The 14108-nt window shown below is 43.5% G+C and carries 13 protein-coding genes and 1 pseudogene; 7 read left to right on the top strand and 7 right to left on the bottom strand.

Features of this window, described 5'->3' with window-relative positions:
* Positions 1-420: 420 nt before the first annotated feature.
* Entirely contained in the window at positions 421-951 is a 531-nt protein-coding gene (gene dksA, locus V6E90_RS15505) for an RNA polymerase-binding protein DksA (RefSeq protein ID WP_004656335.1), read from the top strand.
* Positions 952-963: 12 nt separating this feature from the next.
* Complete coding sequence (gene gluQRS / locus V6E90_RS15500; RefSeq protein WP_332605965.1) at positions 964-1872, top strand: tRNA glutamyl-Q(34) synthetase GluQRS; 909 nt, start codon at positions 964-966, stop codon at positions 1870-1872.
* Between the two features lie 49 nt (positions 1873-1921).
* Here gluQRS and ftsW read toward each other — a convergent pair whose 3' ends face one another.
* The 6 genes and pseudogenes from ftsW to V6E90_RS15470 form a co-directional block, all read right to left on the bottom strand.
* A complete protein-coding gene (ftsW, locus tag V6E90_RS15495; RefSeq protein WP_004656339.1) occupies positions 1922-3115 on the bottom strand; it encodes a putative lipid II flippase FtsW in 1194 nt (397 codons plus the stop codon).
* Between the two features lie 10 nt (positions 3116-3125).
* Positions 3126-4484: a UDP-N-acetylmuramoyl-L-alanine--D-glutamate ligase gene (gene murD, locus V6E90_RS15490; protein ID WP_332605851.1), complete on the bottom strand. Its 1359-nt coding sequence runs from the start codon at positions 4482-4484 to the stop codon at positions 3126-3128.
* A 99-nt stretch (positions 4485-4583) separates the two neighbouring features.
* Positions 4584-4838 (bottom strand): annotated as a pseudogene (locus tag V6E90_RS15485) (hypothetical protein).
* Between the two features lie 105 nt (positions 4839-4943).
* Positions 4944-5195: a DUF6587 family protein gene (locus tag V6E90_RS15480; RefSeq protein ID WP_065344206.1), complete on the bottom strand. Its 252-nt coding sequence runs from the start codon at positions 5193-5195 to the stop codon at positions 4944-4946.
* 54 nt (positions 5196-5249) lie between these two features.
* A complete protein-coding gene (gene feoB, locus V6E90_RS15475) occupies positions 5250-7103 on the bottom strand; it encodes a ferrous iron transporter B (RefSeq protein WP_004656345.1) in 1854 nt (617 codons plus the stop codon).
* Complete coding sequence (locus V6E90_RS15470; protein WP_004656347.1) at positions 7100-7360, bottom strand: FeoA family protein; 261 nt, start codon at positions 7358-7360, stop codon at positions 7100-7102. Before V6E90_RS15470 ends, feoB begins: the two co-directional genes overlap by 4 nt.
* A gap of 204 nt (positions 7361-7564) precedes the next feature.
* On the opposite strand from V6E90_RS15470, the gene xerD reads away from it, so the two are divergent.
* From xerD to thrC, 4 genes are all read left to right on the top strand, one after another.
* On the top strand, positions 7565-8485 hold the full coding sequence (gene xerD / locus V6E90_RS15465; RefSeq protein ID WP_332605850.1) for a site-specific tyrosine recombinase XerD: 921 nt from the start codon (positions 7565-7567) through the stop codon (positions 8483-8485).
* A 134-nt stretch (positions 8486-8619) separates the two neighbouring features.
* Positions 8620-9435, top strand: a complete 816-nt coding sequence (locus V6E90_RS15460) for a DsbC family protein (RefSeq protein WP_016540809.1) — start codon at positions 8620-8622, stop codon at positions 9433-9435.
* Positions 9436-9564: 129 nt separating this feature from the next.
* Positions 9565-10866, top strand: coding sequence for a homoserine dehydrogenase (locus V6E90_RS15455; protein WP_004773963.1), 1302 nt, complete (start codon positions 9565-9567; stop codon positions 10864-10866).
* 58 nt (positions 10867-10924) lie between these two features.
* Positions 10925-12064 (top strand): threonine synthase, encoded by a 1140-nt coding sequence (gene thrC / locus V6E90_RS15450; RefSeq protein WP_332605849.1) that lies wholly within the window; start codon positions 10925-10927, stop codon positions 12062-12064.
* 129 nt (positions 12065-12193) lie between these two features.
* Here thrC and pbpG read toward each other — a convergent pair whose 3' ends face one another.
* On the bottom strand, positions 12194-13258 hold the full coding sequence (gene pbpG / locus V6E90_RS15445; protein ID WP_141669913.1) for a D-alanyl-D-alanine endopeptidase PBP7/8: 1065 nt from the start codon (positions 13256-13258) through the stop codon (positions 12194-12196).
* 210 nt (positions 13259-13468) lie between these two features.
* Between pbpG and gacA the strand changes: the two genes are divergently transcribed.
* Entirely contained in the window at positions 13469-14104 is a 636-nt protein-coding gene (gene gacA / locus V6E90_RS15440; protein WP_004656359.1) for a response regulator transcription factor GacA, read from the top strand.
* The last annotated feature ends 4 nt before the right edge of the window (positions 14105-14108 follow it).

Genomic DNA, 14108 nt, shown 5'->3' with positions numbered 1-14108 from the left:
TTTTTTTAGGCGGTACAAGGCAGGTTTTGTGAAACTTAGTCATTCTCAGTAAACAAAACCTAACATCGTAGCGGCAAAAAATCTCTCTGCCCCGCAGGGTTATGGCTAAAACATCCCTAAACTGCGTTATGAAACTTGACAAAGGAATCGCCATTGTCTGTATTTCATGCCTTGTTTATGTTGTTTTAGCCTATAACACAATGCATGGCTGAAATAGCAGCAGTTCCTAAAACTTTTGATTACAAATTACATTGGGGATTTCTCACAAAATCTGGACGGGAATGACTACCATCTTGCTCAAAAACTCTATATGATGTCGACCCTTGATGGGAAAAACCATCTCAGGTTTCTATAAAAACACTTGCATATCACCATATTTTTTGCGTATAGATAGTACGTGTAAGATGAGGAATGCCCTATATGGCGAATGACAACCAAAATCAAGTCTTGGATGAACCGACAGAAGTGATTGATGATCTGAAATCGGCGAAACGTGTACGTAAAACCAAACCGAAGGCTTCAGAAGGTGGTACAACTGCTAGTCTGTTTGGAATTGCGCCTTATCAGCCGAAGAAAAATGAAGAATACATGTCAGAAGGACAACTTGAGCATTTCCGCCAAATTTTAAATGCATGGAAAGCGGAGTTAATGTCTGAAGTTGATCGTACCCTAAATACGATGCAAGACGAATCAAGTGCACTTCCTGACGTCAATGACCGCGCGACGCAAGAAGAAGAGTTTGCTATTGAGCTACGCACACGTGACCGTGAACGCAAGCTCATTCGTAAAATCGAACAGTCGATTGAAGCCATTCAAAACGAAGACTATGGTTTCTGTGAAACTTGTGGTATCGAGATCGGCTTACGTCGTTTAGAAGCTCGCCCAACTGCGACTTTATGTATTGATTGCAAAACTTTGGCTGAAATCAAAGAAAAGCAAAACAACGGTTAATTTTTGACAACCGTGTTGAGCCATGAAGCGAAGCAAGGCGATGCTTTGCTTAATCGCTGCTCATATGTGGGCCGGTTTGCGCCATCGCCAACCGGCCCCTTGCATTTTGGGTCTCTGCTCACCGCAGTGGCCAGTTATTGCGATGCCAAGGCCAATCAAGGCCAATGGTTGGTTCGGATTGAAGATACTGATATCCCGCGTATTTTCCCCAATAGCGAAGCACATATTCTCTCTTGCATTGATGCCTTTCAATTTGAACCCGATGCAGAGATTATTTTTCAAAAAGATCGTTTCGATATCTATGAACAGGTGCTTGAGCAACTCAAGCAATGCAATGCAATTTATGCCTGCCAATGTACCCGTAAAATGTTGGGTTCCAATCATATCTATGTAGGAACCTGCCGTGATTTAAATCTGGATTTTGCCGATCAAGCGATACGCCTAAAAGTCGCGGATCAACAGATTTGTTTCGAAGATCGCTTGCAAGGTTTGCAATGTTCTAATTTACAGCAAGATCTGGGTGATTTCGTCTTGAAACGTCGTGATGGCATTATTAGCTATCAATTGGCCGTGGTCGTAGATGATTATCTGCAAGGGATCAGCCATGTGGTTCGCGGTGCAGACTTACTCGATAATACTGCTCGACAAATCTGGTTAGGTTCTTTGCTGGATTATCCCAGCTTAAGCTATATGCACCTTCCGCTTGCCATGAATGATCAAGGGCAAAAACTGTCTAAACAGAATCTGGCACACGCATTGGATATCACTCAAGCCCCCAAACTGTTACAGCAAGCCATCTTGGCTTTAGGTCAAGCGAAGGTTGAATTGGATCAACCTCGTATTATGCTGCAACAAGCGGTACAACAATGGGATATCAACTTAATCCCAACGGGGCTTCATCTCAGTGGGACTTATTTATAAGCAATAAAAAGCCCTGTACATCGTCAGGGCTTATTTCGTCTCAATTCAGTTAGAAATTAGATTCTTCTTTCACTGGATTCAACTCTTGGGTTGACGCATCAATTTTTAGAATCAAGCTAATCATCGCCGCACACATCATCAGTGATGTACCGCCATAACTAATAAACGGTAAGGTCAAACCTTTGGTTGGCATTAATCCCATATTCATGCCTGCATTGACCAGAATCTGCATCAAGAAGATGATACTAATCCCGTAGGCCAAATAACCTGCACGTAAGTAATTATGTTGCAAGGCACGATGACCAATACGGATACAACATGCCAGCATGGTAAACGACAGCATCATCACAATCGACACGCCGAAGAAACCAAATTCTTCACCTAGTACAGCCAGCATAAAGTCAGTATGTGCTTCTGGCAGATAAGAAAGCTTCTGTACGCTGTGACCCAAGCCCGTACCAAACCACTCACCACGACCAAAGGCCATCAAAGCGTTGGAAAGCTGATAACCAACCCCCAATGGATCTGCCCAAGGATTGGTAAACGAGATCAAACGCTGAAAACGGAATGGCTCGAAGATGATCAGCGCACTGACACCCGCAAAGATCGCACCGAGCATGATTAAGAACTGCGTTGCAGGTGCGCCAGCTAAGAAGAATACTCCAACCATCATTAAGACAATAACGACAGTTGCCCCCAAGTCAGGCTCGGCAACAATAAAACCGACAGTTAAGGCCATCACACCACTTAAACGCAATAAACCTTTCCAGTGTGTTCGGACTTCTTTAGCACGGCGTACCACATAGTCAGCGGTGAAAATCGCCATGACAATCTTAGCAATCTCGGTTGGCTGCAAGGTAAAGCCACCGACCTTGATCCAGCGATGGGCACCATTCACTTCGGAACCGACCACCAACACGGCTAACAACAGCACGATGGTAATCAACCATAAAGGAAAGGCATTTTTAAACCATAAGTTTAATGACACCCGATAAGTCAGAAACGCCACCACCGCAGCCACAACAATTGAAATACCATGACGAATCAAGAAATAAAATGGACTTTCGTGAATATATTCCGCATAGGGCATCGAGGCTGATGCCACCATCACCGAACCGAAACACAGTAATGCAATCACACAAAAGATTAGAATATTTCGTGCCGTCATTTCTGCAGGCAACTTTGGCAAACGATTGAGCAATTGCGAAATCTTTTGCACCGTATTTTGGGCTAAATCCGCCATAGTTCTATTCCTAATTGTTCTCGTCATTCAAGGCATTTACACATGCCACGAATTGCTGTCCACGATCATTGTAGCTTTTAAACATATCAAAGCTTGCACAAGCGGGTGAAAGCAAGACCACATCTTCAGCTTGCGTGTTTTTCTGTGCCAATCGCACGGCTGCTTGTAAACTCTGTGCATGTTGGATCACACTGCTGCCCTGAATTGCTTGTTCGATGACTGCTGCATCTTCACCAATCAAAATCACCGATTTCACATATTTATGAATCGCATCACGAAGGGGTTTGAAATCTTGCCCTTTGCCTTGACCACCCAAGATCAAAGCCAGCTTACCGTTGTTGACTTCAATAGCAGCCCCCAAGCCATCAATCGCGGCAAGGGTTGCACCGACATTGGTGCCTTTAGAATCATTGTAATAACGCACACCGTCAATTGTGTCGACATACTCGCAACGATGCTCCAAGCCTTTAAAATGCTTTAAGGTTTCTAGCATAGATGCCATTGGTAAACCAATCGCCTCACCCAGTGCCAAACACGCCAAAGCATTGGCAACGTTATGCATCCCTTGAATATACATCTCAGTGGTTTTAAGCAGACGCTCACGGCCACGTGCTAACCACATGCTGCCATCAGCATCACGCAGCACACCAAATTGATTTAAATCTGGCGCATTCAAACCAAAGCTTTGTATCGGTGTGACATCAGGAACCAAAGGACGGCTGAGATTGTCATCACGGTTATACACCACTTTTTTCACGCCTTGGAAAATACGGTGTTTCGCTTTGTGATAGCCCAGCATATCGCCATGGCGATCAAGGTGATCTTCACTCATATTGAGTACCACGGCCACTTCTGCATTCAGATGTGACGTGGTTTCAAGTTGAAAGCTGGATAACTCTAAAATAATCAGTTCTGGTTTATCTTTAAGTAAATCCAGTGCAGGCCGCCCAAGATTGCCTCCAACAGCAACCTTCTTGCCCGCATCTTGTGCCATTAGGCCAATCAAAGTCGTGACTGTACTTTTTGCATTTGATCCTGTAATCGCAATAATTGGCGCTTCTGTCGCACGTCGTAATAATTGAATATCACCAACAACTGGAATGCCTTTTTCAACTGCTTGTTGAATTTCTGGAAGTTGCGGTGCAAGTCCTGGACTGAGAATAATTTCTTCTGCTTGTAATAACAGTTCCGTATCCAATTGACCAAAACTGGTACGAACACCAGCTGGAATCTGATCATGACCTGGTGGGGTTAGTCGTGAATCTGTTACTGCAACTTGGTAGCCCTGTTCATGTAGAAAGTTAACTGCTGATACCCCCGAAATACCTAAGCCAGCCACAACTTTTAATCCACCACGTTGTATTAACATTTTCGCCCCATTTTTTGCAGATTACAGAATGGCAAAAATGTTAGCACTTTACTGTTTTAAATGCTTTTTCAGTTTTGGTTTTATTCAATCTTTTTTGTGTCAGTGCGTAAAAGCTTCAACAGGCATAGCACAACTGATCAGCAACAAAATCAAGTTCACAACTCCCAGCCAAGCTACAGATTTAAATACATAGTGCTTGATTTTAAGTTCAATCAATTCGGGTCTTAAGCATAGATAAATCAAGATGAAATATGAAAGTAGCCATCAAACCATCTCTTTATCAATATTCAATTTTTGTGACAAAGCAGAGAGATAAAGCAAAGTCATCAATCGCATAAAACCCAATAAAATCAATTTATATTTTAAGCTGAATGATCTCTTCTAGTTCATCTTAATTTGATTCATTTTTTCTTTTCCAAAAAAATGCCCATCATAAGATGGGCAATTTTAAGATTGCGATTAACGCCATTTCACTGTTTGAATGGGGTCTGCTTTTTTGTTCTCCTTTTCATCAGTCGAACAACCACAGCCACCGCCACAACCCACAGCCATTTTAGGTTTTAACCATGTCGCCAAACGCTGCCAGCCTAAACGCTGACAAGAGTTCGACAAACTCAGAAATGCTGAATTTGCTGTTTGAGGGAACACCTTTTTGAATACGACAACAGCACTCCACAGTACCAACACAGCAACAATCAAGTACTCAAACATAACCGTCTCTCCAATGATTGCCTCCCTTTTCAAAGGGAGGCTAGGTGGAATTTCTTAACCCCAAATGCTTGATGCAATTTGATAAGTCAAGAAAGACATTAAATACGCCAAACCGAATAAATATGCCGTCATCACCGCCACATGTTTCCATGAGCCTGTTTCGCGACGTACGGTTGCTAAGGTTGCCAAACAATGTGGCGCGTAGATAAACCAGACCAATAATGATAAACCTGTTGCCAATGACCAACCCGTCCCATCAGCACTAATCAAATGCGACAAGCCTTGTGCAATCGCATCATCATCTGCACCCGATAAGGCATAGACCGTACCCAATGCAGCAACCACAACTTCACGCGCCGCCATTGCAGGAATAAGTGCAACCACGATCTGCCAGTTAAAACCAACAGGTGCAAAAATCGGTTGCAGCAAATGCCCTAACATTCCAGCAAAACTGTAGTCGATGTCTGGTAAAGTCGCCCCTTCTGGTGCTTGCGGGAAGGTACACAAGAACCAAAGTAAAATCGACAGAGCGAAGATAATCCCACCGACTCGTTTTAAGAAGATTTTGCCGCGATCGAGTAAGCCTATGCCAACACTTCTTAAATCAGGAATACGGTAACTTGGCAGCTCCAGTAATAATGCATGTTGTGATTTATCTTTTTGCAGAAACTTCATCACAATCGAAACACAGAGTGCGCTGACAATGCCTGACATGTACAAGCCAAACAGCACTAAACCTTGTAAGTTGAAAATACCCCATACCGTTTGACTTGGAATAAAGGCCGCAATCAATAAAGCATAGACGGGTAAACGCGCAGAACAGGTCATCAATGGCGCAACCATAATCGTGGTAAAACGATCACGTGGGTCACTAATACTACGCGTCGCCATAATCCCAGGCACTGCACATGCAAAGCTCGACAGCAAAGGAATAAAGGCACGTCCACTCAGACCTGCTTTAAACATGAGCTTATCCAGCAAGAAAGCTGCACGCGGTAAATAACCTGATTCTTCTAAGACCAAAATAAAGAAGAATAAAATCAAAATTTGCGGCAAGAACACCACCACACTACCCGCACCCGCGATGATGCCATCTACGACCAAGCTATGCAGCAAAGGCTGCGAGATATACTCACCGAGCTTCTCACCAAACCATGCAAAGAAGGTTTCAATCCCATCCATAAATGGCGCAGCCCAAGCAAATACCGCTTGGAATACAATGAACATCATGATTGCAAGGCTCAATAAACCAAGCACTGGATGTAAGAAAATCTTATCCAGAAAATCAGTACGTTTATCTTCCTGATCAACAAAGTTCACCACATCTTTAAAAATCACTTCAATTTTCTGGTGATGATCCCCTTTCAAGCCACTCAGTTCCGTTTGTGGAATTGAATACTTGTCTTGATCAAGTGCATGCAGTAGGTTTTCGATACCTGAATTGCGTACCGCAACCGTTTCAACCACAGGGACACCCAAACGCTCAGAAAGCTTTTGCGTGTTGATCTGAATACCACGACGACGTGCCTCATCCATCATGTTCAACACGACAAGGATTGGGCGACCCAGCTCAATAATTTCCAGTACCAAACCAAGATGTAGCTTTAAGTTAGTCGCATCCACCACACACAAGAAGGCATCTTGTTGCCCTTCTTCCGCAATTTTGCCTTGGCAAACATCACGAGTAATTTCTTCGTCTGGGCTGGTTGCCTGTAGACTATAAGTTCCTGGCAAATCCAAGACACGAACCGCTTTTCCAGAAGGAAGCTGAAAATGCCCAACTTTACGTTCAACCGTCACACCCGCATAGTTGGCAACTTTTTGACGTGTACCTGTTAAATGGTTAAATAAAGATGTCTTACCGCAGTTTGGATTTCCCACAAGGGCAACACGTAACGCATCACTCATGCAGGTGCTCCTTCAAGTTGAATTTCAATTTTATCCGCTTCCGCTTTTCGTAACGCAAAACGCGTAAAACCGAGTTGGATTAGAATCGGATCTCCACCAAAGATGCCTTTGGTAATCACCTGTACTTGTGTCCCTGGCACAAAGCCTAAACTTTCTAAACGAACTGCAACTAAATCTGGCTGTTCTGTCTCATCGACCACACGATTTACTTTCGTAATCATCGCTGTTTGCTTGACTTTTAATGCTGACAATCGCACCGCTTCTAACCCTTAACCCTTTTTTACTAGTATACAAGCAAATGAGAATAATTACCAAAACCAATCTCAGTGGCATTTGCTTCTGTGACAGATCGACAACAATTCATTTTTCTTTTACAGTGCAATTCAACCAAAAATAAATCAGGGCAGCGTTTTCCCTAAAATACCCGCCCCTCTTTCACTGAGAAATATCTTCAACGCCTTATGCTAAATAAAAAGCCTCGTATTCCCGCTGCGGTTAACATTCCCGAACATTTGAGTTTTTTACAGGGTTTTCGGGATTATCTGGTGACTCAAACCGTAAGCCCACACACCCGCAACGCCTATTTATCTGACCTGATTCAATGTGCTGAATTACATCAGACAGCAGCCTTACCACACTGGTCCAGTGACGATATTGCTGATGTTCTCATCACCCTCACCAAGGTCGGTAAAAGCCCGCGTTCGATTGCACGTTGCCTGTCTGCATTAAGACAATTTTATAAGTTTTTAAGAGAACAAAAGTTACGGGACGATAATCCTGTCGCCACCCACCATTCCCCTAAAATTGGACGAGCCTTACCCAAAGACTTATCTGAACAAGATGTAGAAGCCTTAATCAATGCGCCTGACATCAATACAGCATTAGGTCTCCGTGATCGTGCCATGTTCGAGGTGCTGTATGCCTGTGGCCTGCGTGTTTCAGAGTTACTGAATTTACGTTTAGAACTGATCAATTTAAAACAGGGCTTTGTGCGAATCACAGGTAAAGGCAATAAAGAGCGTCTGGTACCCCTAGGGCAATTTGCCTGTGACTGGATTGAAAAATATTTAATTGAATCACGCCCACAACTGTATAAAAGCAGCACGGATTATCTGTTTCTGACTCAACATGGTGGCATCATGAGTCGACAGAATTTTTGGTATGCGATTAAACGCTATGCATTGCAAGCCAATATTCAAGCTGAACTCTCCCCCCATACCTTACGTCATGCTTTTGCGACCCATCTACTCAATCACGGCGCAGACTTACGCGTGGTACAGATGCTGCTTGGACACAGTGACCTTTCCACCACGCAAATTTACACCCATGTCGCGCAACATCGTATGCAGGAATTGCATGGCAAATACCATCCACGCGGCTAAATCCACCTTTTATCTAGGATTCAACCAAAACTTGATACTGTTCACAGAGCCTATGCAAGATTTAACGAAGTGATTCATTTTTTTTGTTATGCTAGGCCCCTTATACAAATGAATTCGTACAAAAAAGGTTCTATATGTTGTTTACTCGGTCTCAGCTTGTAATTGCTTGTACATTAGCATCAACATTATTAGTCAGTGCTTGCTCAAAAGAAAACTCTGCACAAAAACAAGATGCGCTCACAGCAAGTGCACCTGCGACAGGTGAAGCATCAACTTTAAATGAACGCAATGCGCAACAGCGTTTAGTCTCGACCTTAGAGAAAAATTTCAAAACAGCCAATATCAACGCCAAAATTCTTGCGGTGAAGAAAACCGAAGTGCCTAATCTCTATTGGGTAAGTCTGGAAGGTATGGGATCTGTCTATGCCACCGCTGATGGCCAATACATTATTCAAGGCGATGTGGTGCGTTTAGGCGACAAGCAATTACATAATGTGAGTGATGCCTTACAAGCCACTGAAAATAAAAAACATTTAGCGGCACTAAAAACCGAAGATTTGATTGTTTATCCTGCTCAAGGCGGCAAAGCCAAGCATGTGATCTATGTATTCACCGATTCAAGCTGCCCATATTGCCATAAACTGCATGAACATCTTGCTGAAATTAATGCCAAAGGCATTGAAGTCCGTTATATCGCATGGCCACGTGGCGAACAATTCATGCCAACCATGCAAGCGATTTGGTGTAGTGAAGACCGTAAAGCTGCCTTCGATCAAGCAGCCAAAGGCTTACCAGTCTCTGCGGCTGAATGTAAGAACCCTGTTCGTGACCAGTATCAACTGGGTTTAAATATGGGCGTGAATGGCACACCAGCGATTTATAACGTCGATGGTGAGTATTTAGGCGGCTATATGACACCTGAAGAAATCGTACAACGCTTAAACAAATAAATTCAAACCGCACCACAAATCAGCAAAGACTCGGGCGACAGATTAAAGATGATCTTAGCCCTAGTGTCTGCGCATTTTTTTAGCTATGATCAAGCTTCATTAAAATGATTGAATATAATGGAGTGTAACGTGAAACCAGTTCGTCTGGCGATACTCGGTCTTGGTACTGTAGGTGGTGGAGCCCTTAAATTACTACAAGAAAATGCTGCGGAAATTAAACGCCGTACCGGTCGAGAAATTCAAATTACACACGTAGGCACACGCCGTCCACGTCCAGATTTACAACTCGAAGGCATTAAACAAAGCGATGACTTGATGGAAATCGTACGTCAACCTGATGTTGATGTTGTGGTGGAAGTCATGGGCGGTATTCACCCAGCCTATGAAGTCATCATGGAAGCCATTAAGCATGGCAAACAGGTTGTGACTGCAAACAAAGCTTTACTGGCTGAACATGGCAATGAACTGTTTAAAGCAGCAGAAGACAATGCTGTTCAGATTGCCTATGAAGCAGCTGTTGCGGGTGGTATCCCAATCATTAAAGTGATCCGTGAGGGTCTCGCAGCGAACCATATCGAATGGCTTGCAGGCATCATTAATGGTACAGGCAACTTCATTCTGACTGAAATGCGTGAAAAAGGCCGTGCCTTTGAAGACGTTTTAAAAGAAGCGCAAGAACTTGGTTACGCTGAAGCTGATCCAACTTTTGATGTTGAAGGCATTGATGCTGCACATAAACTGACGATTTTGGCCTCATGTGCTTTTGGTATTCCATTGCAATTTAATAAGGTCTATACCGAAGGTATCAGCAAAATCACCGCCCAAGATGTGAAATATGCAGAAGAACTTGGTTTCCGTATCAAGCACTTAGGTATCGCACGTCGCGCAGATAAAGGCATTGAATTACGTGTTCACCCAACGCTCATCCCTGCAGAAGAATTGATTGCTAACGTGAATGGCGTGAAGAATGCAGTCTTGGTACAGGCCAATGCAGTTGGCCCTACTTTGTATTACGGTGCTGGCGCAGGTGCAGGCCCAACCGCTTCTGCCGTGGTTGCTGACGTAATTGATATCGTGCGTGATATTTCGTATACCGAAGATGGCGCAGGAACGATTCCTCAGCTTGCCTTTGAAGCGTTGACTAATGTGCCAATCTTAAGCCGTGAAGAAATGACCACAGGTTATTACATCCGCTTAAATGCTGAAGACCAGACTGGCGTATTGGCTGATGTCACTACGATTCTTAGCCGTGCTGGCATTAGTATTGATGCCATCATGCAGCAATCACGCTTAAAAGACTTGATTCCTATCGTGATTTTAACGGATCCGATCGTTGAATCAAAAATGGATGAAGCGCTTGCGCAAATTCAAGCATTACCTGCAATTCGTGGCGAAATCGTAAGAATTCGTTTAGAATCGCTCGATAGTTAATCAGGTTGAGGGAAAATGACTTCCCTCACCCCGCTCTACCTCATATTGGAACACCATCATGTCGAATGCCAATCGTTATACTGGTCTTGTAGATCGTTATCGTGACCGTTTACCTGTGTCTGCAACTACACGTGCAATTTCTTTAGGTGAAGGTAATACTCCACTGATTAAACTTGAGAACATTCCACGTCTTATTGGCAAAAACGTCGAAATCTATGTGAAATACGAAGGTCTGAACCCAACAGGTTCATTTAAAGACCGCGGTATGACCATGGCGGTGACCAAAGCTGTTGAAGAAGGCTCTAAAGCAATTATCTGTGCCTCTACAGGTAATACTTCGGCAGCCGCAGCGGCTTATGCAGCACGTGCAGGCATTAAAGCATTCGTCTTGATCCCAGAAGGCAAAATTGCCATGGGTAAAATGGCGCAAGCGATGATGTATGGTGCGATTACCATGCAAATCCGCGGTAACTTCGATGATGGTATGCGTTTAGTCAAAGAAGTTGCAGATCAAGCACCAGTAACGATTGTAAACTCAATCAACCCTTACCGTTTGCAAGGTCAAAAAACCATTGCTTATGAAATCGTAGAAGCATTGGGCCGTGCTCCTGATTATCACTGCTTACCTGTCGGTAATGCCGGTAACATCACCGCACACTGGATGGGTTATACCGAAGCAGTTGCCAACCAACCTGCAGATCAGTTTGAGCAAGTGATTTATGATGCTGCAACAGATCAATTCACAGGCCCTAAACCTGAAGGTCTACCAACTATGGTGGGTTATCAAGCATCTGGTGCTGCGCCATTCTTACGTGGTGCGCCAGTAGAGAACCCAGAAACAGTTGCAACAGCGATTCGTATCGGTAATCCACAAAGTTGGAACCATGCTAAAGCAGTGGTACGTGATTCTAAAGGTTGGTTCGATGAACTAACTGATGTTGAGATTTTAGAAGCGCAACGTTTGCTTTCAATGTATGAAGGTGTGTTTGTTGAACCTGCTTCAGCAGCATCTATTGGTGGTGCGATCCGTGACCTGAAAGCCGGTAAAATTGCTGAAGGCTCTGTGATTGTATGTACGGTTACAGGCAATGGCTTAAAAGATCCTGACACTGCAATCAAACAATGTGCTGATGCCGTAATGTTGTCAATTGATGCGACTATGGATCAAGTGAAAGATTCGATTCTTTCAAATATGTAAGCAGAGATACTGAAATAAAAAAACCAGTTGCCTGCAACTGGTTTTTTATTGTGCTAAAGAAAAGAGACTTTCTTTTTGTAGATATAAAAAAACTCTTCATAAAGAAGAGCATTTTTATATTTCGAATGATTAAACGCGTTTTGGCAAAGTGCTTAACCAGCTTAATAAATTGGTGGCATCGCTATTACGTGCTTGCGAACTTGGTGCACCTAATAGCACGACAACCGCTGGGCGTGAATTCACAGTCGTATGCATCACCACACAACGGCCTGCTTCATTGATATAACCTGTTTTCGACAAGTTAATATTCCAGCCGCCATTACGCACCAGTGCGTTGGTATTGTTCGATTTAAGAACACGGTAACCTAAATTGAAATCATAGGTTGGCGTCGTTGAAAATTGACGAATCAACCCATATTGCGACGCTGTACTGACCAGAATACCCAAATCACGTGCTGATGAGACATTATGCGGATCTAAACCAGTAGATTCAGCATAACGTGTAGATGTCATACCCAATTGCCTCGCTTTTGCATTCATCGCAGCAATAAAGGCAGATCGGCCACCTGGGTAAGTGCGCGCTAAAGCTGCGGCAGCAGGATTCTCAGATTTCATCAAAGCAAACAAAAGTGCTTCTGCACGATTCATTCGATCGCCAGCACGTAAGGTTGAACTTGAGTTCTTGCCACCTGCACCTGCGAAATCAATCGATTCCAGCGTAATTTCTTCTGACATGTTTAAACGTGCATCAGCAGTCACTACAGCAGTCATCAATTTGGTAATCGAAGCAATCGGGACAGACATATTACTGTTTTTACTGTACAGCACCTCGCCTGTCTGTGCATCCATCACCAAAGCAGCACGTGCATTGACTGAAGGCTGACTGCTATACCCGAAGGTATCGCGAATCTGTGTCGACGATTGTGGCGCCGTTGAAGATGTAATTGGTGCTGAACTGCCATTACGCAATGTTGTGGTAACAGAAGTTGAACCTTGTGGACTAATTTCTAGCGGATCATCATCTTCCATGAACTGACTTGCATCACTTGCAGACCAATTCATTGAAGCTGAACCGCTCACACGCGAAGAAGCTGGATTGTTATTCACAACCAGTTCAGCGAAACTTGTTGAGCTCCACGCCAACAAGATAGACATGCTTAAAACATGCATGATAGATTTTTTAGAATTTTTCACGACACAATACTCAACTCAGGACGCTGCACATTTGCGCTTAATACCATTATGCCTTACATTTGAACAAATCAGGTAAAGCTTTTATAGACACAATTGTGTACAACTATTCGCTAAAAACGAAGAATAGGATTGCTAATTTTGTCGTTTCATTGCAAGCTAATTTTGCTTTATGTAACAAAAAACCAGTTTTTTTGAAAAAAGGAGGTCTTCTTGATCACTGTTCTCGTTGTTGATGATCATGAACTCGTGCGCACAGGGATTTGTCGTATGTTGGAAGACCACCCCGATGTAGAAGTCATTGGACAAGCTGAATCGGGTGAAGAAGCGATTGCTTTGGTCCGACAAAAACACCCACAAGTGGTGTTATTAGATGTGAATATGCCAGGCATTGGCGGCGTAGAAACCACTCGCCGCTTATTACAAAGTGTGCCTGAAACTAAGGTGATTGCAGTGAGCGGCCTTGCTGAAGAACCTTATCCATCACTGTTATTAAAAGCAGGCGCCAAAGGTTATATTACTAAAGGTGCACCGATTGCAGAAATGGTTCGTGCCATTAACAAAGTCATGCAAGGCGGAAAATACTTTAGCGCAGATATTGCCGAGCAACTGGCCAGTTCGTATCTTTCAGATACGCAGCAATCGCCGTTTGATGCCTTGTCAGAGCGAGAGATGCAAGTGGCCATGATGGTGGTCAACTGTATTAGCGCCCAAGAAATCGCAGACAAATTGTTTGTTAGCGTGAAGACGGTCAACACCTATCGTTATCGTATTTTTGAAAAGCTGGCAATTGATAGTGATGTCAAATTGACCCATCTTGCGATTCGCTATGGACTCATTAAACCTTAAAATA

Origin of the sequence: Acinetobacter sp. ESBL14 (genome assembly GCF_036668815.1) — a bacterium.
Lineage (GTDB): Bacteria > Pseudomonadota > Gammaproteobacteria > Pseudomonadales > Moraxellaceae > Acinetobacter > Acinetobacter gyllenbergii.
The sequence above is the reverse complement of the archived record's forward strand: the minus strand, read 5'-3'. Positions and strand labels throughout refer to the sequence as shown.